This window comes from Sphingorhabdus lacus (genome assembly GCF_009768975.1).
GTDB classification, from domain to species: Bacteria; Pseudomonadota; Alphaproteobacteria; order Sphingomonadales; family Sphingomonadaceae; genus Sphingorhabdus_B; species Sphingorhabdus_B lacus.
Genome location: NZ_CP035733.1, coordinates 2,107,643 through 2,128,013, shown reverse-complemented (window position 1 = coordinate 2,128,013; position 20,371 = coordinate 2,107,643). Strand labels below are relative to the sequence as shown.

Annotated in this window: 17 protein-coding genes; 12 read left to right on the top strand and 5 right to left on the bottom strand. The window is 55.3% G+C overall.

Annotation, left to right across the window (positions count from 1 at the left end):
- The first annotated feature begins 46 nt into the window (after nt 1-46).
- From EUU25_RS10005 to EUU25_RS09965, 9 genes are all read left to right on the top strand, one after another.
- Nucleotides 47-2,383, top strand: a complete 2,337-nt coding sequence (locus EUU25_RS10005; RefSeq protein WP_158900609.1) for a TonB-dependent receptor — start codon at nt 47-49, stop codon at nt 2,381-2,383.
- Between the two features lie 333 nt (nt 2,384-2,716).
- Nucleotides 2,717-3,088, top strand: a complete 372-nt coding sequence (locus EUU25_RS10000) for a BlaI/MecI/CopY family transcriptional regulator (protein ID WP_158900607.1) — start codon at nt 2,717-2,719, stop codon at nt 3,086-3,088.
- Nucleotides 3,085-4,719 carry a M56 family metallopeptidase gene (locus EUU25_RS09995; protein ID WP_158900605.1) on the top strand — a complete coding sequence of 545 codons (1,635 nt, stop codon included), beginning with the start codon at nt 3,085-3,087 and terminating at the stop codon, nt 4,717-4,719. Before EUU25_RS10000 ends, EUU25_RS09995 begins: the two co-directional genes overlap by 4 nt.
- 109 nt (nt 4,720-4,828) lie before the next feature.
- Nucleotides 4,829-5,752 carry an MBL fold metallo-hydrolase gene (locus EUU25_RS09990; protein ID WP_158903311.1) on the top strand — a complete coding sequence of 308 codons (924 nt, stop codon included), beginning with the start codon at nt 4,829-4,831 and terminating at the stop codon, nt 5,750-5,752.
- Nucleotides 5,753-5,813: 61 nt separating this feature from the next.
- Nucleotides 5,814-6,590 carry a hypothetical protein gene (locus EUU25_RS09985; protein ID WP_158900603.1) on the top strand — a complete coding sequence of 259 codons (777 nt, stop codon included), beginning with the start codon at nt 5,814-5,816 and terminating at the stop codon, nt 6,588-6,590.
- A complete protein-coding gene (locus EUU25_RS09980) occupies nt 6,538-7,326 on the top strand; it encodes a DUF4230 domain-containing protein (protein WP_246162657.1) in 789 nt (262 codons plus the stop codon). Before EUU25_RS09985 ends, EUU25_RS09980 begins: the two co-directional genes overlap by 53 nt.
- A gap of 78 nt (nt 7,327-7,404) precedes the next feature.
- Complete coding sequence (gene nadA, locus EUU25_RS09975; protein WP_158900601.1) at nt 7,405-8,394, top strand: quinolinate synthase NadA; 990 nt, start codon at nt 7,405-7,407, stop codon at nt 8,392-8,394.
- A gap of 62 nt (nt 8,395-8,456) precedes the next feature.
- Nucleotides 8,457-9,305, top strand: coding sequence for a carboxylating nicotinate-nucleotide diphosphorylase (gene nadC / locus EUU25_RS09970; protein WP_158900599.1), 849 nt, complete (start codon nt 8,457-8,459; stop codon nt 9,303-9,305).
- 111 nt (nt 9,306-9,416) lie between these two features.
- Nucleotides 9,417-10,100 carry a ribonuclease T2 family protein gene (locus tag EUU25_RS09965; RefSeq protein WP_246162655.1) on the top strand — a complete coding sequence of 228 codons (684 nt, stop codon included), beginning with the start codon at nt 9,417-9,419 and terminating at the stop codon, nt 10,098-10,100.
- Here EUU25_RS09965 and EUU25_RS09960 read toward each other — a convergent pair.
- The 5 genes from EUU25_RS09960 to EUU25_RS09940 are packed head-to-tail and all read right to left on the bottom strand — an operon-like array spanning nt 10,087 to nt 17,933.
- On the bottom strand, nt 10,087-10,509 hold the full coding sequence (locus EUU25_RS09960) for a DUF4112 domain-containing protein (protein WP_158900596.1): 423 nt from the start codon (nt 10,507-10,509) through the stop codon (nt 10,087-10,089). The two genes, EUU25_RS09965 and EUU25_RS09960, sit on opposite strands and share 14 nt — an antisense overlap.
- Nucleotides 10,510-10,528: 19 nt before the next feature.
- Nucleotides 10,529-11,977, bottom strand: coding sequence for an ABC transporter substrate-binding protein (locus tag EUU25_RS09955; protein ID WP_158900594.1), 1,449 nt, complete (start codon nt 11,975-11,977; stop codon nt 10,529-10,531).
- Nucleotides 11,978-12,019: 42 nt separating this feature from the next.
- Complete coding sequence (locus tag EUU25_RS09950; RefSeq protein ID WP_158900592.1) at nt 12,020-13,588, bottom strand: S1C family serine protease; 1,569 nt, start codon at nt 13,586-13,588, stop codon at nt 12,020-12,022.
- Between the two features lie 11 nt (nt 13,589-13,599).
- Nucleotides 13,600-15,702 carry a transglycosylase domain-containing protein gene (locus EUU25_RS09945; RefSeq protein WP_158900590.1) on the bottom strand — a complete coding sequence of 701 codons (2,103 nt, stop codon included), beginning with the start codon at nt 15,700-15,702 and terminating at the stop codon, nt 13,600-13,602.
- Between the two features lie 53 nt (nt 15,703-15,755).
- A complete protein-coding gene (locus EUU25_RS09940; protein WP_158903307.1) occupies nt 15,756-17,933 on the bottom strand; it encodes a primosomal protein N' in 2,178 nt (725 codons plus the stop codon).
- Between the two features lie 105 nt (nt 17,934-18,038).
- Between EUU25_RS09940 and EUU25_RS09935 the strand changes: the two genes are divergently transcribed.
- The 3 genes from EUU25_RS09935 to folE all read left to right on the top strand — a co-directional run bounded on the left by EUU25_RS09935 (nt 18,039) and on the right by folE (nt 20,346).
- Nucleotides 18,039-18,719: a DUF4197 domain-containing protein gene (locus EUU25_RS09935; protein WP_158900588.1), complete on the top strand. Its 681-nt coding sequence runs from the start codon at nt 18,039-18,041 to the stop codon at nt 18,717-18,719.
- Nucleotides 18,720-18,804: 85 nt separating this feature from the next.
- Complete coding sequence (gene fsa, locus EUU25_RS09930; protein WP_158900586.1) at nt 18,805-19,458, top strand: fructose-6-phosphate aldolase; 654 nt, start codon at nt 18,805-18,807, stop codon at nt 19,456-19,458.
- Between the two features lie 267 nt (nt 19,459-19,725).
- A complete protein-coding gene (gene folE, locus EUU25_RS09925; RefSeq protein WP_158903305.1) occupies nt 19,726-20,346 on the top strand; it encodes a GTP cyclohydrolase I FolE in 621 nt (206 codons plus the stop codon).
- Nucleotides 20,347-20,371: the final 25 nt, after the last annotated feature.

Below are 20,371 nucleotides of genomic sequence, written 5' to 3'. Positions count from 1 at the left end.
GCAAAATAGTTGAGAATTGGGTGGCCGAATTTAAGGGAGGTGCCTTATGCAAAGTTCCAAGTTCCATAACCGTAATCTGATCCGTGCCACATTGCTGGGCGGCTGTGCTGCTGCGCTCGGTTTCAGTGCGCCTGCGATGGCGCAGGTCGAAGAAATCGTCGTGACCGCACAGAAGGTCGAAGAAAATGTGCAGGACGTGCCGATCGCCATTACCGCTGTGTCGGGTGATGCGCTGACCGCCGCCGGTACCACCAGCCTTGAAAATCTGGGCCAGCTGGTTCCTTCGGTTACCTTCCGCAAGGGCACAACCAATGCAAACTCCGCCGTCGTTCTGCGCGGCGTTGGTACCATTTCCTTCTCGATCGCTGCTGAACCCAGTGTCTCGACCGTTGTTGACGGCGTCGTTCTCAGCCGTTCCGGTCAGGCCTTTGCCGATCTGGTCGAAATCGAGCGTCTCGAAATCCTGCGTGGACCCCAGGGCACGCTGTTCGGCAAGAACGCGTCGGCCGGTTTGATCAACGTTGTTTCAAAGGGCGGCACAGACACGCTTGAAGGTGAATTCACCGCTGAATATTATGAAGGCGACGAAGTCCGCACACGCGGCACCATTTCGGGCCCGCTGGCCGAAAATCTGACATTCCGCGCCAATGCCTTCTTTGGGAAGTATAAAGGCAACATCACCAATGTCGCTCCGTTCCAGACCAAGGACAGCAAGATCAATGGTTATGAGCATCTCGGTTTCCGCGGCCTGCTCGATTTCGACAATGGTCCTGCACGGATCAAGATCATCGCTGACTATTATGAAGCCGATGACGATTGCTGCGGTGAAGTCACCGGCGTATCGCGTGGCGCGCAGCTCAACGCTGAACTGAACCTGCCGCTCGGCGTAGCGCAGGGCGAAAACCAGCGGTTCGTAAGCCACAATCTCGTCACCCAGTCGCTCGATCGCCAATGGGGTCTGACCGTCAATGCTGATTTTGACGTTTTCAGCGACCATGTGCTGAGCGCGATCTACGGCTATCGTAACTGGAACAACACCGAATTGCGTGAAGGCGACTTCCTGCCGCGCGCGATTGTCGGAACTCCTGAACTGCATGACCGTGGCTTCGTCGAAACCGATCAGCAGAGCCTCGAGCTGCGCTTGGCCTCGGACCAGAGCAAGGCGTTCAAATATCAGGTTGGTGGTTTCTACTGGAAGTCGGAAAACACGCAGGACTTCACCCGTCAGGTTGTTTCCTGCACGACATCGACCCTGCCGATTGATCCGGTGTCCGGCGCACGTCCATGCAACCTGACCGACACGGTCAACACGCTGTTCCCGACCGCAACGTCGAACAGCCTTGTGAATATCGAAAACTACGCCCTGTTCGGTCAGGCAACCTATGACTTCACCGACTGGATCGGTCTGACGGTTGGTCTTCGCTGGACGCATGACTCGATCGATTATGCCCATCGTCGCTTCCCGGGTGTCAACCGCACCACGGGTCTGCCCGCAACCGGCCCCGGCGTTTCGGGTGCACCTGCAGGTGGAACGGTCGCCAGTGGCGGTAACGGCACTGTGCTGTCGACCGGATCGTCGTCCAACAGCAACTTCTCGGGCAAGGCCGTCCTCACCGTGAAGCCGTCCGACGATGTGATGCTCTACGGCAGCTACACCCGCGGCTATAAGGGCCCGGCGTTCAACGTCTTCTTCAACCATACAGCGCCGACCAACTCGGTTCCGATTGATGAAGAAACGTCGGATTCGTTCGAACTGGGTATCAAGAGCCGTTTCGCCGACAATCGTATCCAGCTGAACGCTTCGGCGTTCCAGGTGACCTATGACGGGTTCCAGGCGAATAACTTCGTGTTGCTGAATGGCGCTGTTGTGACCAACCTGACCAATGCGGGTACGGTTCGCAGCACCGGTTTCGAACTGGACGCGCTTGCCAATCCGGTTGAAGGTCTCGACCTGTTCGGCAGCGTGGCTTACGCCGATGCCAAGGTCCGCCGTTTCAACCCCAACCCGCTGACCAACGCACCGGACGCCCGTAACGGCACGAAACTGCCGTTGGCGCCTGAATGGAGCTGGAACATCGGTGCGGCTTATGAAACGCCGTTCAACATCTTTGGCGCCGAAGCCAAGGTTTATGTCCGGACCAGCTACAACCATGTCAGCAGCCAGTTCTCCGATCTCGGCCAGAGCGGCCCGATCGATGCCTATGGCCTGTGGAATGCGAGCGTGGGCTATTCGGATGCCGACGACAACTGGCGGATTACCTTCATCATGAAGAATATCACCGACGAAAGCTATGTCCTGCTGAACACCAGCGCCGGACAGCGTCTGCATATTCCGCGCGACGCCGACCGTTATATGGGCGCTTCGCTGCGGTTCCGCATCTAACAATGACCTGAAATAGGGTCGCACCAAAGGGGGCTGGAATCCATATGGGTTCCGGCCCTTTTTTTATGCATTTTTTTGGGGGGTAAACCAGGACGGGTGGTGCGAGACCAGTAGCAAACCACCCGTCCTTGTTTGTGGGGTGTTGAACGCAAATAGTAATGCACTCCCCGTGCCAGTTTTACGCTGCCTATTAAAAACAAGGGGTTAGCTGGTTACCGCGGCATTAACCATGTTGGCTGCTGTAAAGAAGTTCGACAAAAAACCGACGGGCGCGGACAAACGACGTTTACATCTGTAATCGAATCGATTACGTCTGTAGTCGGAGAATATGTAATGACCCTTGAACGTATTAGTGACGCAGAGCTGACGGTATTGGAAATCCTGTGGGAACAGGCGCCGCTGACCGCGACCGAAGTGGCGGAGCGGATTCCGGCGGATCGCGACTGGTCCCTGCCGACGGTCAAGACGCTGCTGTCGCGCCTGCTGGCCAAGGCGGCGGTCGAACATCGCGCCGATGGCCGCCGTTTCCTCTATTCGCCGCTGGTCGAGCGTGAGGATTATGTCTCCCATGAATCCAAGCGGCTGGTCGACCGGCTGTTCGGCGGCAAGTTCATGCCGCTGGTCGCGCATCTCGCCGAGCAGGAAAAGCTGAGCGATGCGGACATTTCCGAGATTGAGAGATTGCTGAGGGAGATGAAGTCATGAGCGTTGAATTCAGTCAAACATGGCTGGTCGACAGCTTGTTGGTAACAACATTGCTGATGGCCGCAATTTTATGTGTCCGCAAACCGGTCGCCAAGCTGTTCGGCCCCGGCGTCGCCTACGCCCTCTGGCTCGTCCCCGCCGCCCGCCTGCTGATGCCCAGCCTAGAGGGCGAGCCTGTGCCTTTGGCGGAAAACGGCCAATCCATCAGCGATGCCGTCCGCCATTCGGTCCTGACCCAAATACCGTCGGATGCTTCAGCCGAGTTAACAAACTCGGCAAGCAGCGCGGTTGCAACCGTTGATTTCATGGCGCTGGGCATTACATTCTGGCTGGGCGGTGCGGTGCTGTTCTTCATCGTCCAGATGATCCGCTACGCCTCAATGCGCGACGACCTCCTCGCAGAAGCCGAGGAAATCGCGCAGATTGAGGGCGTCAAGGTGGTGGCATCCGACCTCGTCGCCGGACCACTCGCCTTCGGCCTGTTCAAACGCTACATCGCCGTACCGCTGGACTTCACAAAAACCTACACCCCCGCCGAACGCGAACTCGCACTGGCCCACGAAATGGCGCACCATAAATCAGGCGATCTCTTCGCCAATCTGGTCGCATTCATCATCCTGTGCCTGCAATGGTTCAACCCGGTTGCCTGGATGAGCTGGAACGCATTCCGTTTCGATCAGGAAGCCGCCTGCGACGCCCGCGTTCTCGCCGGAAAAGGCGCAGAAGTTCGCGCTATCTACGGACAGGCGCTGGCACGCACCGCCTTTGACGGCGTGCCGACATTCGCAACGGCGCTCAATTCGCCAAAAACCATAATAGAAAGACTGAGGAGGCTTACAATGAAAGACGCCAGCACCCAGCGCCGGCTACTCGGCAAACTGGGAATTTTGACCGCAGCGGCCGTCATACTGCCCTTGACCGCAACGATTGTTCCGGCGGTAGTAGCCCAGGACGAGGCGGCAGCGGAAAATGGAAAAGCTGAACCGGTCAAGCGGAACGTCCAGATCATCAAGATCAAAAAGGATGGCGAAACCATAAATGTTGTCGGCCATGACGGGGACGGTGAAGTCACCAAGGTCGAACGGGATGGAAAGACGTTCATCTTCCGCACCGACAAGAAGCTGACCGAACAGGAAGTCGAGCAATGGATCGAGAATGCGGAGAAGTCACGGCTTGAAGCGGACAAGGCGCTTGCCGAAGCCGACGGTGCGCGTGCTCAGGCCGACATTGCCCAAGCTGAAGCCGATAGTGCTGCTGCCGCAGCCGATGGTGCCCGCGCCGCTGCCGAAGTAGGCCGCCGCGAAGCCATTCGCGTCATGACCAACATGAATATCGCATCCTATATTCCCGAGATTGATATCAAGGAAATCACCAAGAACTGCCAGGAAGGGCAGCCGGTAACCACCGATGTCAGCGGCTTTGACGGGCAGAATAGCTCACGCATCCGCCTCGTCATGTGCGGCAAGGGACAAGCCAAAATAGCCCGCGTCGAAGCCATCAAGGGCCTGCGCGAAGCGCGCGGCGATATCGACAAGGACAAAGATATCCCGGAAAAAATCCGCAAGGAAGTCGTCGAAAAACTCGAGCAACAGATCCGCAAACTGGAAAGCCAAGCGGACAAGGCCGATTAACAGGGTGAACTGAACCGAACATAAGCTCCCCTTTTCATTTTGTTCGGCCGGGGCGGTTTTCTTGAACCGCCCCCTTTTTCTTTTTACCCCGATGCGCCATATCGGTTTCATGAGTTGGCCCGACAGCATTCGCGCAGGCGAAACCGAACAGCACGAACCACTGGTCCGCCGCGTTCTCGCCCCCAATCCTTCGCCTTACACTTACACCGGCACGCAAACATGGTTGGTGGGGGCAGGTGAAGATGTCGCCATTATTGATCCCGGGCCATGCGGAAGCGGACAAAGCATTGGTGATCCTGCGGATATTAACGGCGAAGGGCATGTCGACGCGATATTGCGCGCGGTCGACGGAAGGCGGGTCGCCGCGATCCTGTGCACGCATACGCATCGCGACCACTCTCCAGCAGCGGCGCCGCTAAAGCTGGCAACCGGCGCGCCCATCATTGGATGCGCGCCCTTGGTCCTGAAAGATGACGGCCCTCGCGCAGATAGTGCCTTCGATCCAGATTATGCGCCCGACCGGATTTTGTCGGACGGTGAACAGATTGCCGGCGACGGCTGGACGTTGGAAGCCGTGGCTACGCCCGGACACACATCGAACCATATTTGCTACGCGCTGGTTGAAAGTGGGGCCCTTTTTACGGGCGATCATGTCATGAAATGGTCGACGAGCGTGGTCAGTCCCCCCGACGGCGACATGAGCGATTATATGGCAAGCTTGCAAAAGCTCTATGACCGAGAAGACCGGGTTTATTATCCTGCCCATGGTCCAGCGGTCGAAAATCCCCGTCAACTGGTGCGTGGTATGATCGGGCACCGGCGCCAGAGGGAGCGCCAGATACTGAATTTGCTCGAAAGCGGTGAGGGCCACATTCCCGATATGGTAGCCGCAATGTACAAGGGACTCGATCTTCGGCTCACGGGCGCGGCGGGGCGTTCTGTACTGGCGCATCTGGTTGACCTGCAAAATCGCGGGCAAGCAACGGTCTCGGGGAACAGGTGGCAAAGAATCGGCGGTGCAGCAACAGCTTGAGCTTTGAGGCAGCGGGTGTTAGTCCCTCCGCTGGGTCAGCGCACTATATCGGGAGGGATATATGGCCACACTTGCGCCCGCAGCTCCGGCTGCTGCATCAGATGACCGCTTTTTCATGCGCATGGCAACGGTTATGGCGATCACAATCGTCGCCGGTTTTGCCTTGCACTTCGCAATGGGGCGATCCACCTTCGCTGCGCGTCCTCTCGTCCATGTGCATGGCATAGCTTTCATGGGATGGGTTGTACTGTTCGTGACGCAAGTGCGCCTTGCCACCGGTGGATCTTTGGCGTTGCATCGGCGGTTGGGCTGGATTGCCGCGGGCTGGGCCGTTTTGCTCGTTATCATGGGGTTTGCCATTACGATTGATGTGGCACGCCTCGGAAAAACACCATTCTTCTTTCTCCCGCAATATTTTCTGATCGCCAATCCGCTGACGGTGTTATGCTTTGCGCTATTGACCACTGCTGCAATCCGACTTCGTCATAGTTCGGACTGGCATAAGCGGCTCCACATATGTGCAACAATCGCAATCATCGGTCCTGGCCTTGGTCGAATCTTACCCATGCCCCTAATGGGTCGTTATGCTTTCGATATTGTTTTGGCGGTTTCATTGCTGTTTCCGGTCATCGGCATGATCCGCGATCTTAGGAACGATGGACGCGTGCATCCGGCTTGGTGGCGTGGCGTAATTGCGATTGCACTGATCGTCCCGCTTTCGCACCTGATCGCAAATTCACCCATCGGTGATTATCTGTACGTTGCCGTCACCGATGGATATCCCGGTGCAACGGTCCAACCATGGGAGTTCGGTCCGCCGCCACCGATGCCAAGCTGATCGAGATGGCATTGGTGAAAATGCCATTCGTGCTTATGTAACGGTCATGAACCGGTTTTCCTTATCTAATTGGTCGATGCGGATCGGTGCGTTGTTGATTCCGCTCTTGTTTCTGCTGGGAATTTGGTGGGCTATCGACGGCTTGCGGTCGTGGCGGGCCGGCCCTTCACCCGAAACAATTGCGACCGCCAGCTTAACCGGAATTCGCGAACAAAATCGCCTGTCAGCTTTCGCTGCCAATTATGCGGCTGTAGTCACGAGCGAACAACAACGCTTCGGCCTGTCGGCGAAGAAGACACTGATCATGCAAGGCCTTGTCAGGTATGAGGTCGATCTGAGCAAATTGACCAACGACGATGTCCGCTGGGATGCGTCCACGGGTATATTGCTGGTAAAGATTCCTGCTATCGAGACGGCTCCGCCGCAGATCGATTTGAACTCGATTCAGGAATATGGAGAGAATGGTATATTGCGCGCGTTCACCAATGTTGACGATGTGTTAGACGAAGCAAACCGTGACAAAGGAGTGGCTGAACTCACCCGTCAAGCCAATGGTCCGGTTCCCATGCGTCTCGCGCGAGACGCATTCAAAAGGGCGATTACCAATAATTTTCAGGCTCCACTGCGGGCGGCCGGTCTGGATGCTAAAGTTCAAGTCTATTTCGCAGATGAACTTGGCGGTAATGTCACAACCCGTTGGGATGAATCAACACCGCTGAGCGAGATTGTGAAATAAAAACAGGTCGCAGGCGAAGACAAGCCATAACCAATGCGCTAATGCGCTGATGAATACTGACAATAGTGGAATTCCAAAATGAACGCTCCAACCCGTGAAAGCCTGCAAGGCGTTGATCTTTTAAGCGAAATCAATCGACTTAAAAAGGAACGCAACGCCGTCATTCTGGCGCATTATTATCAGAAGCCGGAAATTCAGGATCTCGCCGATTTCGTCGGGGATAGCTTGGAACTCAGCAAACGCGCCGCCGAAACCGATGCCGATGTCATTGCCTTTTGCGGCGTAAAATTCATGGCCGAAACGGCAAAAATACTAAGCCCGCAAAAGACTGTTATCTTACCCGATATGGCCGCCGGGTGTTCCTTGGAAGATGCCTGCCCGCCCGGTAGATTCAAGGCTTTCCGGGAAGCGCACCCTGATCATATTGCGCTTACATATATTAACTGTTCGGCCGAAGTGAAGGCATTGTCCGATATCATCGTGACAAGCAGCAGTGCCGAAACAATCCTTTCGCAGATACCGCCGGAGCAGAAAATCATATTTGGACCCGACCGCCATTTGGGGGGCTATCTATCCCGGAAGTTCAACCGCGAGATGCTTCTGTGGCCCGGCGTGTGCATTGTACATGAGGCATTTAGTGAAACCGAGCTGTTGAAACTGAAGACGCAATATCCCGGGGTACCAGTGGCCGCGCATCCTGAATGTCCGCCGCACATTATCGATCATGCCGATTATGTTGGCTCCACAAGCGGCATCTTGCAGTTCGCAAAATCTTTGACGGGTGACACGCTAATTGTCGCGACCGAACCGCACATTATTCACCAGATGGAAAAGGCTGAGCCTTCGAAGAAGTTTATCGGAGCCCCCGGTGCCGACGGCAATTGCGCGTGCAATATTTGCCCCTACATGGCATTGAATACGATGGAAAAACTTTACTTCGCGCTGCGCGACCTCCAGCCCCAGATAGAGTTGGATGAGGAGGTACGGCTTGCAGCCAAGCGCAGTCTTGACCGGATGCTGGAGATGGCAAGCGGTACGGTCGGAAAAGGCGATTTGGGACGGGCATAGGTAACTTCCTCGAGAGCAAACCCGATCCTCTCTCTTCCTTCAGCTACTAGATTGGCTTTGTCATGAAGTTCACGTTGAAAGATTTTCATCTGCGGTCCTTTGTCGCGGCGACCCTTTCCGAGGATCTCGGCCCAACCGGACGCGACATTACCTCAGAGAGTGTTATTCCGTCCGACGTCCATTTTGCTGGCGTCATGGACAGCCGGGATCCAATTGTGGTCGCGGGGCTGCCCATCGCAGCCGCTTTTTTCAAGCATCTGGATTCCGGCATGAAAATCGACGTTTTGGCGTCTGAGGGTCAGCAGGTAGCGGCCGGGACGGACTTGATGTGGCTAAAAGGACGTGCACGCGCGATGCTGACAGCAGAGCGATCCGCGCTAAACACGGTTCAACATCTTTCAGGCATCGCCACGATGACACGCAAATATGTGGATGCGATTGAAGGCACAGGCTGCACCCTGCTTGATACCCGCAAGACGATACCGGGGCTTCGCATATTGGAAAAATATGCCACGCGTATGGGCGGCGCCACCAACCACCGAATGGGGCTTTGGGATGCCGCAATGATTAAGGATAATCATGTCGCGGTTGCTGGAAGCGTGGAGGAAGCGGTGCGGCGTGCCAAGGACGCGGGTGTCGCGCGTATCATTCTTGAAGTTGATCGAATTACCCAGATCGAACCTGGCCTGGCCGCCGGAGCAAACCATTTGTTGCTCGACAACATGGATGTCGATGAACTGAAGGCTGCAGTTGCTCTGGTCGCCGGCCGTGTTCCGACGGAAGCGTCTGGTGGTGTCACGCTCGAAACAATTCGTGCCAAGGCGGAGACTGGCGTGACCTATATTTCCGTTGGGCGCCTGACGCAAAGTGCGCCTGCCGCGGATATTGGACTGGATTTTGCGCAGGCTTAAAGGATGAGGCTTCGTCTTTTCCTGCTTTCGCTATGTGTATGGCTATCGATTGCGCCAGCGCATGCGCAGGCTTGGCAATGCCGGGCGCCCAAATATGCGCCACGACCAGCTTTGGAACTGCCAAAACCCGGGCAGGCGCGCCGCACGCCCGTCCAAGGTTATACACTGGCGTTAAGCTGGAGCCGCGAACAATGCAGGGCGCGGGAGCGTGATCCGGCCATGCGCTACCAATGTTCGGGTGACATTGGTGAATTTGGATTTGTATTGCACGGCCTTTGGCCAGAAACAAACGGACCGAATTATCCTCAATATTGCAGGTCTGTGGGCGTGCTCTCGCGCGATATGATAAAGCGCAACATGTGCATGACCCCGACCCCCCAGTTGCAGCAACATGAATGGGCAAAGCACGGAACGTGCATGGCCAAAACGCCTGAAGCTTATTTTGGAGCTGCCAGGCTTTTGTTTCACGCAATCCAGTTTCCCGACATGGTCCGGCTTTCGCGTCAGTCTGAGCGGGGAACAGCGTTGACCGCTGCAAACATCGCTGAAGCGTTTGCCGAGTTAAATGAGGGGCTGCCCACCTACGCGGTTAAGGTCAAAACCAACGATAAAGGTTGGTTAGAGGAGGTGAGGATTTGTCTGGGAAAAAACTTTAAGCCCCGCAAATGCCCGCGATTCACACAAGGTGCACCGAACAATGCGACGATAAAGGTGTGGCGCGGTTCAAGTGGAGAATCGAAGCAAAAAGATGCTTTGCTAACTCGCAAGGTCAGCAATCTGGCTAACCCTCGATAATCCGCGTTCCGGGGTGATGTTTGTCGAGATGCTTTTTGATGATCCGAAGGTTCTTGCTATTGGATCGCCAAACAAAGTCGAAAACATCGCCGACCAGCGGCACCGCACCAATCGCAGTATCAACGCCGACATTGGCTGCCATCCTTATAAGCTGCCACTTCGACATTCCCAGATTGCGGGCTTCCCAAACAATATAGGCCCCCATCGCCGCAGTAACGACATCGCCAAGCACTGGCACCAGCCCGACGACGGTGTCCAAACCAAAGGGGATTTTGGTTCCGGGAATATGAAAGGACCTTTCGAGCACTTTCTCCATCGCCTCAACGCGCGCGCGTACAGAATGGGGATCGCTGCCCATGCCCGGTAAATCTTTAGCTAACTTGGCAAACTGCTCTTGTGAAAGTGGCATCCGATGCACTCCTTTCCTGTTATGTTGTGTCGCGCCCTAGATATTGCAACAGGTGCCAACCGCGCCCGTTCGACACATGTCCGAGCAAACCGGGTCGTGCAACCGACCAGCGCAGGGGATTGGCGATGGGGATGAAGTTGCGCATATCCTGCAATTCGGTTTCGGCTTGAGCTAGCAAATCGGCTCGGGCTTCAATCGTAGTTGCCATACGGGCCTCGTAAACTAACCGGTCGGCATCTCGGCTACAGATAACGCTTACGGTGCAAGACAGTTGGTCCATATACCACGCTGGACTGGATTGATCAGCAGTGCGATCGATCAAGCGGAGGTCATGCGGTCTGTCGATTGTGACGCGTTCGACTTCAAGTCCTATCGATGCCATATCTGCCCGAAGGCGGGCGAAGAATATGCGTCCACCATAGCCACGAGGTAAAGCGACCCGCAAAGGACGTACTTGGCCATTACTGTTTTCCCAACCTTCAATTGTCCTCTTGGCGGTCGCCTTGCGCGTGTCGATTTGCCCGGCTGCCCAATCTGGTCGGGGAATGGATAACCGGTTAGGAAGGCTCTCTGGAACCAGCGTCAAAGCTTCGCGCCAAGCCATGATGTCAAAAGCAGTCAAAAGCTTAGGACGATCGATCGCCATGGCTATGGCATCGCGATTTTCACGGGACGACAGGAACGGGCCACCTTCGACAAACAATAGTCCAAACAGCCCGGGTACGGGATCGAAATGTATCTCACCCGCATTTATTTGCGCAGCCTCCAACAGCGGGAAATCTTCAAATCGTCCGCCTTCTACGAGATCACTTTGACCCTCTAGATAACGTGCTAATGCTAGAGACGCCGGACTGCTCCGGATAGTCACGGTTTCCGGATCGAGCACGGTTTTACCGTCGTCATCAAGACTTCGAAGGCGCAACTGCATTGCGTCACCGCGTTTTTCTGCCTGCATTGGTCCGGACCCGAAGCCTTTACGGGCCAGACCGAATTCGGGTTGGGCCAGCATTTCCAAAAGATAAGGCATCGGCGCCTTTAAACGCACTTCGACGACTTTGCCGGTCATTGGAACAACGCGGTCGATGACGGCCAGTTCCGAATTGAAACGACCTTTGCGCAATTCCCTGATGCGGCTTGTTAAAAGATCGGCGACTTCACCCGACGTAACTTCACGCCCATCGTTCCACCGTGTTTTGTTTAAGCGAAAGATGTAACTCAAACCGTCATCGGTAACGATCCATCTGTTGGCGAGTCCTGGCGCCACCCGGCCTTTACTGTCGAAGGCAACAAGACCTTGCGCGGTTGCTCCCCGTAGATAGGCAGATGCTAACGGTAGCGGTATGGCCGCAATACTAAATGGGCGCGGTCGGCTTTCGATGATATCTACGCGAACGCGGCTATTATCCACCCCTTCGGCACACCCTGCCAAAAGCATGATTATTGCGGCGAAACACAGGATGCGGGTCATTGCGCCACAATAGACACAATGGCTTTCGGCACAATCCATCTGTTAGTTATCCGAACATGCAAAAACCAGAATCTCGTTCGGTGACGATGGGAGTACTTCACGAACAGCCTTATTCATGCTGTCGATCTTGTCTGTCGTTTTAGAGTCAGCGCTACATTTGGTGACTTCATATCTTTGCCGCGCGATCCGGGCCTTCTCCATGGCATCCAATCCCAACAGATACCTTTCTATTCGATAGACTTCATTTTTAGGTTCGTAGCTGACGATGGAAACCTGCGCGTCATTGTTAGGGACGAAACTACGCGACCAAGTACCTGCGTTATCAATATATTGGGTTCGATCGTTGACACAGCCATTTTTTGACCAAGTAAATATAACATCGGCTGTATCCGATACAGTTGCGCGACTGCGCTCTGCCTGCAAAACACACCGACGTTTTCCCGCATCGACAGTTGCAGTAGCGCTGTTTGGGGTAACGCCGCTTTTGAGATTTTCAGACATCGCCGCCCGCACGCGCTCGTCAACTTCGTCAAAAGATGGTCGCGCCAAGAAAACAATAATGGCGGCAGCAAGTGCAAAACCGCCTATGCCAGCAGCGATCTTGAACCGATCACGCTGCGCACGCTCTGTAAACTGCCATGCTGCCCCGCCGGCGACCGCACTGACAACAAGCAGAAGTGTAGCAAGAGCGAGATGGTTTTCGCGTTCACCGATAACGGCATGTTCGGCATCACTGCGCACTTTGCCCTCACGGCTGCGTTGCAACTCGCTCGCGATACGGGCCTCGGTTTCCACTTTCGCCCTGATTGCGGCCTCGCGTTCGGCTTCGGCGCGGGTTAGCTCGGCTACCGAACGACACTCATTAGTTACCGCCGCAAGATTAACGCCGTTGCCCTGCAGAAAGGTAATTACTTCACGCACGGAAATGGCAAAATAAAATTCTGCGCCGCCCCCGTCAGCGACCGACCCAAAGCTGTTTATTCCGATAACCCGACCGCAGGAATCCGCCAATGGGCCGCCGCTGCTTCCCGGTGCGATCGGTGCGGTGTGCAGAAGGGATTCGACCGATTTAGAACTGCGTCCCGATGAAATGGAGCCGCGCGTTTTCACAGGAGGTGATGGGCGCAAGACATCTGCTTCGCTCTGTTCCAATGCAATATCGACATTGGCGGGGTAACCGATTGCAAAAACATCAGCGCCGTCGCCAACGATTCCAGAGAAGAAACTGGCTGGTATCAGGCGACCATTTCCAGTCAGTTGCAACAGAGCAAGATCCTTCCCTGGTGATGACGCTATCAAACGTGCGCTGTAAGTTTCGCTTCCTTCGGACGGAATTACCGTGAATGTTACGCTCTCGTCCGTACGCGCGGGTTCTGCGACATGCGCATTGGTTATGATCTTTTCAGATGCGACCGCCACACCTGAGCCATATCCGATCAATGTACGTTGCCCATCAGAAGAGCTGAAAACGGCAATCCGCACCACACTGCGCGTGGCAGCGGCTATGTCACTTGCGTCACCGCGCGATTGTGACACGGCGAAGGGGGTAAGGAGCAGCAGAAGCGCAAGAAAATATCGCATGTGCCAGTCGACCATAAAAGCGCGGGCCAATCAACCTGCCATCAGCGACGAGGTTCATTTTCCTTCGGCGTCGGCTGCACCTCAACACCTTCGCGGCCTAAGCGAATATCAAGGGGCACACCGCCTACTTCGGTATTGACTGTTACCCCGTCCTGTTCATTGATACGCACATCGGTGTTACTAATACCCTCTGGCAGTTCGGGAAGTTCGGGTAAGTCGAGAGGTTCGATTGGACCTTCCGGATCCGGCTTTGTTGCAGGTTTTGGCGCGGCCTTTGGCGCAGCACCCTTTATCGCTTGGCTCATGAAATCGCGCCAAATTCGTGCCGGCAATCCACCACCATTGATGCCGCGCAAGGGACTGTTATCGTCATTCCCGATCCATACGCCTACGACAAGATCGTCTGCAAAGCCGACAAATAGGGCGTCGCGATTGTCCTGACTGGTTCCGGTTTTTCCAAAGGCCGGTATAGATAGGCGCGCTGCGCGTCCGGTTCCATTGGATACGGTTGCCCCTAGGAGATCGAGCAACATTTGGTGCGTCCGTCCGCTAAAGCTGCGTGGGCCCGAAAACAACCATTCGATCCAGCCTTGTTCTTCCTGTTTGAAGGCGTGCGGTTCAACAGGCCAGGCATTTCCGGCAACGCCGGCATAGGCCGAAGTCAACTCAAGTAGTGTGATACCCGAACTCCCAAGTGCGAGGCTAGGGTCCAGATTAAGCTTGCTCGTTACACCCAAATCTTCCGCCGCTTTCGCGACCGCTTCCCCACCGACCTGTTGATATAGGCGCACGGAAGCGACGTTGCTTGAACGTGCGAACGCTTCTTTCAGGCTGATATCGCCACGATAATTGTCACCCGAATTTTTTGGTCGGTACAGGCCTTCGTTGATCGGCGTATCCGCAATCAACGAATTTGGCGTCATCCCGGAACGTAGTGCAGCGAGATAAACGAAAAGCTTAAATGTGGATCCCGGTTGCCGTTTCGCTTGAGTAACTCGATTGAATGTGGAATCTTTATAACTCCGACCTCCCACCATCGCGACAACTTCGCCATTAGGCCGCATTGCAACCAGCGCGACTTGCGCTTTGCCAAGGCCTGCATTTCCAGTCACCCGTCGTGCAATATTCTGCAGGCGGGCATCCAGCGTTGTGGTAATTCGGACGTCGGCGTAACCGCTTTCAGTCAAAAGGCGAGCCTGTGGAATTGCCCAGTCCGCAAAATAAGTGCCCGTGGGAAGGCTGTCGCGCACACGCACGTCCAGCCGCGCTACGGGCGTGGAGTCGGCCTTTGCTTGAGTGATGGCGCCATTAGCCACCATCGCGCGCAGCACCAACCTGGCCCGTTTTGCAGCGCGTTCCGGGTTTTTGGTGGGTGCCAACCGCGAAGGCGCCTGAACCAAGCCTGCCAGCATCGATGCCTGCGACAAGGTCAGGCGTTCGGGTTGGCGGTAAAAATAGTGCAGTGAAGCCGCACGCAGGCCGTAAACATTGTCACCAAAATAGACGTTGGACAAATATCGCTCCAATATCTCGTCTTTGGTTAAACGTCCCTCAAGCCAGAAGGCGATCAGCATCTCGCGTGCTTTTCGCGTAAGGCTGCGTTCTGGTGTCAAAAATGTGAATTTGGCAAGCTGCTGCGTGATGGTGCTGCCCCCTTGGGTAATGCCGCTGCCGAATGCGTTTGACCACGCTGCACGCGCCAATCCGCGCGGGTCGATACCCCAATGCGAATAGAAACGACGGTCTTCGATCGACAGAAAGGCTTGCACTACATGCGGTGGCAAGGCGCTGACATCGACAGGTTTGTCTACAATGGCGCCATTTCGGGCGATGGGTGTACCATCCGATGCGAGAAGGGTTATGCGCGGAGGGGCAATGGGTTGGAGCGACTTTGAAAGCGGTGCAGTCACTGCCAGCCACAAGATGAGCAGCATGAAAAGGAATAGAAGTCCGGCAAAAATGCGCGAAAACCACCACCATCGCGTTTTGCCCCAAAACGGCTTTTTCGGCAGGGTCGGCTGAGCTTCGCCTTCCCATGGCTTGGGGTTTTCCGGAAACAATCCCGCATAGGCTTGATCGAAGGCCGCAAGACGACTGTCAATGTCGGGGGCCGCAGGGGGTGGATTGTCGCGTTTGAAGAACATCGATTGGCTGTATTATCTATATAAGACGCTAAAGGCGAGTATAAAAAACGGCATTACAAAAAGCTGTATGGGTCTACATCGACACCGACGCGGACGCCACGAGGAAATTGTAAGCCGCCCAGCCATTCACGGATAATCGCCTGCATTTCGACAGATCGCTGCGCATGGACCAAAAGCCGTTGTCGATAACGACCGCGCAGCATAGCGAGCGGGGCAGGTGCGGGACCATAAACATACATGCCATCCGCCTGAGGTGCCGCCCCGCCGATGGCTCGCGCCGCCTCGATTGCCTCGCGTTCATCTTCGGATGAAATAATAATGGCCGCAAATCTTCCAAACGGCGGCGCACCTGCAGATTTGCGCTGTTCGATCTCGGCATCGTAAAAAGCGTCCCGGTCGCCGGCCACCAGCGCCGCAATAACGGGGTGGTTCGGATTGCGGGTCTGGATAAAGACTTCGCCGGGTTTCTCACCTCGGCCGGCACGCCCAGCAGCTTGCGCAATCTGCTGAAATGTGCGTTCCGCAGCACGCAGATCGCCGCCTTCCAGACCGAGATCTGCGTCAATGACGCCTACAAGTGTCAGTTCAGGAAAGTGATAGCCCTTTGTAACCAACTGCGTTCCGATGATAATGTCGACAGCCTTGCCTTCCACGCGGGCGACAAATTCCGCGGCCTTTTCGGGAGACCAAAGCGTGTCCGATGTCGCAACTATGGTTCGCGCATTTGGCAAGAGGCGGTTCACTTCGTCCGATATCCGCTCGACGCCTGGACCACAGGCGACCAACGAGTCCGCCTCCCCGCATTCCGGGCACTCTTCGGGTGGGGGCATCACATGGCCGCAATGATGACAGGCCAAACGGCGCACCAACCGGTGTTCGACCATCCAGCTTGTGCAATTGGGGCATTGGAAACGATGTCCGCAGGTCCGGCATAAAGTGAGCGGTGCAAAGCCACGACGGTTGAGGAACAGCAGGCTTTGCTCGCCCCGTTCCAATCTTTCCTCAAGCGCTTTAAGCAGTGTCGGTGCGATCCAATGCTGTCGTTCGGGGGCGTCGATCGTCAGGTCAATGGCCTTGATCTCCGGCATTTTGGCTGCGCCGAACCGGGAAGGAATTTCCAGACCTTTATACCGACCGATGGCAACCATATGGCGCGATTCAAGCGCAGGTGTGGCCGATGCCAGAACGACTGGAAAGCCTTCAAACCGTCCACGCATTACTGCCACATCACGGGCGTGATACCTCACGCCATCTTCTTGCTTGAAACTGGTTTCATGCGCCTCATCAACAATGATGAGGCCGGGATTTGCAAAAGGCAAGAAAAGGGCTGATCTCGCGCCCACTAGTACTTTGGCGCTCCCGTCGGCAATGGCCCGCCATACACGCCGGCGTTGTGTTGAGCGCATATTGGAATGCCATGTCGCGGGTTCGACGCCAAAGCGTTCTTCGAATCGTTTCAAAAATGGCTGTGTTAGTGCGATTTCCGGGAGCAGGACCAAAATCTGTTTTTTCTGCCGCAACGCCTCAGCGACCGCTTCGAAATAGGTTTCGGTCTTTCCCGAGCCGGTAACGCCATCAAGGACAAAGGTATTAAATCCCCCTTCGCGTACAGCAGACACCATGGCGTCCGCCGCTGTCTGTTGCGCCTCATTCAATGCCGGCACCGCAAAATTAGGCAGCGCCTCGGGGAAAGGGGTGTCGACGCTGATGGTGACGGGTTCAAAGGCGCCTGCTTTGATTAATCCGCGAATGATATTGTCGCTTACCCCAGCCTCCGCTGCAAGCTCGCGCACTAGGCCCTGTGCATCCTCCAGCGCATCCAATGCCGCGGCGCGTTGTGGCGTTAGGCGTGCCGGCTCCGATCCGGTGCGGCGATACTCGGTAATGGTACCCGAGGTCGTAAAAGCGGCTGATGACGCCAACACCATGCGCAATACGGCAGCATGCTGCGTTAGATAATAATCCGCGACCCAATCGACCAGCCGTCGCAATCCCCGTCCGATTGGAGGGCATTCGACTAGTTCGAGTACGTTACGCAATTTTTTGGCATCGATAGGCTCGTCGCCAAATATGTCTTCATCCCAAATGACACCGGGCAGTTTGCGCGGTCCAAGCGGTACCATCACTACGCAACCCGGTCCCGCTTTCATACCGTCGGGAAGACGATAGTCGAGCGGGCCGATCGCCTGCGTCAGCAGGACTACACGGACACGTTTGGAGGGAGCACTCATAACAGCGATATAGGCATGCAAATGCGCAGCGTCACCATTTTGCGCAATGCGTTCATGGAAATAGCAGGCGATTGCTGATATCGCGGTTGCGGAGGAGACCAACACATGACCGTTCATACCAACCGTCGCCATATTCTGCTTTCGGGGGCCGCACTCGCCACTTTGATGTTGCCGGGATGCCAAAGCATGCCTGCCTTCAGTCTCACTGAAGCGATCCGGCGATTACTGACGGTCGCGTCGCAAAATGCCTTTGCTCTTTTGCTGCAGCCCGGTGGATTTTACGACAGTTCCGTAGCACGTATTTCTTTGCCCGATCGACTTGGCGGAGAGCGTGGCACAGGCATCTTGTCAGTAGTTCTGCAAAGCCGACAGTTTCGCGACCGCTTGCAGCGCCAGTTGAATCGTGCAGCTGAAAAAGGTGCCGAACGGGCAGCGCCGTTGGTGGCCGATGCCGTTCGGAATCTCAGCATCGAAGATGCTGCGTCGCTCGTTCGCGGCGGACCGCAGGCGGCAACCGCTTTTTTGCGCGGTAAAATGGGCCCGGCACTTGTCGAATCGATGCTGCCGGGGATTTCCGAGGGTCTGCGTCTGTTCGATGATCAAGTCATCGGTCAAGCTGTTCGGTCTGTTACAGGTTTCGATGTCGCCGCATTGGCACAAGATATTACCCGAAAGGCCGATGAGAGCGTCTGGGCTGCCATTGGACTGGAGGAATCGGCAATTCGCGCAGATCCGCAAAAAACAAATGATCCCCTACTGATTGGGGTGTTCGGGCTGGTGCGGTAATTTACCTTTGAACGGGCTTGGATTCCCAAGGGTTTGTTACTAGGCACGGAACACGATTCCAAACCGATTGAAAGTAACCTCAATTATGAAATTCTTTGCCGACACAGCCGAAATTGAAGACATCAAGGAACTGGCGGCGACAGGTTTGCTTGATGGTGTGACGACCAATCCGTCGTTGATCGCGAAGTCGGGCCGCGATTTTATTGAGGTAACGCGCGAGATTTGCGCGCTGACCGATGGGCCAGTATCGGCCGAGGTTGTAGCGCTTGACCATGCCACGATGATGAAAGAGGCCGAGATATTGCGCAAGATTGCGGACAATGTCTGCATCAAGGTGCCGCTGACCATAGATGGCCTCAAGACATGCAAGGCGCTGACAGGAGAGGGGACGATGGTCAATGTGACCTTGTGCTTTTCGGCCAATCAGGCGCTTCTGGCCGCAAAAGCAGGCGCGAGCTTTATCTCGCCCTTTGTTGGGCGGCACGACGATAACGGCTTTGACGGGATGCAGTTGATCAGCGACATCCGTCTGATTTACGACAATTATGATTTCGGCACCGAGATTTTGGTGGCGAGCGTCCGCCATGGTATCCATGTTCTTGAGGCGGCGAAGATCGGCGCTGATGTCATGACCGCACCGCCTGCCGTCATCAAGGGACTGTTCAAGCATATCCTCACCGACAAGGGCATTGAAGGCTTCCTCGCCGATTGGGCGAAAACAGGTCAAGCGATCGGGTAGTAAAATGTTTGAGGGAGAACGGAACGGGTCGCAAAAATTCCGTTCCCCCCCAAAATCCCCGTAAAACGAGGAACTGGATAACGAATCAAAACTAGCAGGATTCGGCAGGCATCGCTTGTATGTTTCCGACATCGGTCGAAAATCTTCTACACTTGCGGACAAATGCCTATGGGCTATTGTCTGTATAGGATTGAAAGGCGGGCGAGAATATTAGCAGTCCCACGCAGACAGCGCGTTTGCGGGAGCCTTAATATGAACAAGCCCGAAATGGTGTTTCCCATCGCACATATTCATTACAACGACGAAATTGACGGTAATGGCAAAGTCATTGTTCCTGAAGAAGTTCAGGATGCTATCCGGACACTCATCCGCTGGTCCGGCGATGACCCTAGTCGTGAAGGCTTGCTAGACACGCCAGCACGTGTCGGACGTGCTTGGCGGGAATATTGTGCCGGTTATGCCGAAGATCCTTCAGCCCATCTGTCACGGACATTTCAAGAAGTCGGCGGTTACCATGAACTTGTGCTGTTGAAAGACATACCGTTCCAGTCGCATTGCGAGCATCATATGGCTCCTATCATTGGCAAGGCATCTATCGCCTATATGCCAACGGATCGTGTCGTCGGGATTTCTAAGCTAGCGCGTGTACTGCACGGATTTGCGCAGCGTCTTCAGGTGCAGGAGCGCCTTACTGCCGAAGTTGCAAACTGCATCTGGGAACATTTGAAGCCCGAAGGTGTGGCAGTTGTCATCGAAGCGCAGCATGGCTGCATGACAGGGCGAGGCGTTAAGGTGCATGGCGTTGGAATGGTAACATCCAAACTCATTGGCTGTTTCTTGGATGACCAATCGAGCCGTAAGGAAGTTATGAGTCTGATGGGTTATTAACCCGGCTTACGCTTCGGCAAAATGT

What these genes read in the sequence shown, in the direction of transcription:
- EUU25_RS09960 (WP_158900596.1), bottom strand. Translation starts at nt 10,509, where the DNA reads ATGCCACTTTCACAAGAGCAGTTTGCCAAGTTAGCTAAAGATTTACCG.
- EUU25_RS10000 (WP_158900607.1), top strand. Translation starts at nt 2,717, where the DNA reads ATGACCCTTGAACGTATTAGTGACGCAGAGCTGACGGTATTGGAAATC.
- EUU25_RS09940 (WP_158903307.1), bottom strand. Translation starts at nt 17,933, where the DNA reads ATGAGTGCTCCCTCCAAACGTGTCCGTGTAGTCCTGCTGACGCAGGCG.
- EUU25_RS09945 (WP_158900590.1), bottom strand. Translation starts at nt 15,702, where the DNA reads ATGTTCTTCAAACGCGACAATCCACCCCCTGCGGCCCCCGACATTGAC.
- nadC (WP_158900599.1), top strand. Translation starts at nt 8,457, where the DNA reads ATGAAGTTCACGTTGAAAGATTTTCATCTGCGGTCCTTTGTCGCGGCG.
- EUU25_RS10005 (WP_158900609.1), top strand. Translation starts at nt 47, where the DNA reads ATGCAAAGTTCCAAGTTCCATAACCGTAATCTGATCCGTGCCACATTG.
- EUU25_RS09990 (WP_158903311.1), top strand. Translation starts at nt 4,829, where the DNA reads ATGAGTTGGCCCGACAGCATTCGCGCAGGCGAAACCGAACAGCACGAA.
- EUU25_RS09955 (WP_158900594.1), bottom strand. Translation starts at nt 11,977, where the DNA reads ATGACCCGCATCCTGTGTTTCGCCGCAATAATCATGCTTTTGGCAGGG.
- fsa (WP_158900586.1), top strand. Translation starts at nt 18,805, where the DNA reads ATGAAATTCTTTGCCGACACAGCCGAAATTGAAGACATCAAGGAACTG.
- folE (WP_158903305.1), top strand. Translation starts at nt 19,726, where the DNA reads ATGGTGTTTCCCATCGCACATATTCATTACAACGACGAAATTGACGGT.
- EUU25_RS09935 (WP_158900588.1), top strand. Translation starts at nt 18,039, where the DNA reads ATGACCGTTCATACCAACCGTCGCCATATTCTGCTTTCGGGGGCCGCA.
- EUU25_RS09985 (WP_158900603.1), top strand. Translation starts at nt 5,814, where the DNA reads ATGGCCACACTTGCGCCCGCAGCTCCGGCTGCTGCATCAGATGACCGC.
- EUU25_RS09995 (WP_158900605.1), top strand. Translation starts at nt 3,085, where the DNA reads ATGAGCGTTGAATTCAGTCAAACATGGCTGGTCGACAGCTTGTTGGTA.
- nadA (WP_158900601.1), top strand. Translation starts at nt 7,405, where the DNA reads ATGAACGCTCCAACCCGTGAAAGCCTGCAAGGCGTTGATCTTTTAAGC.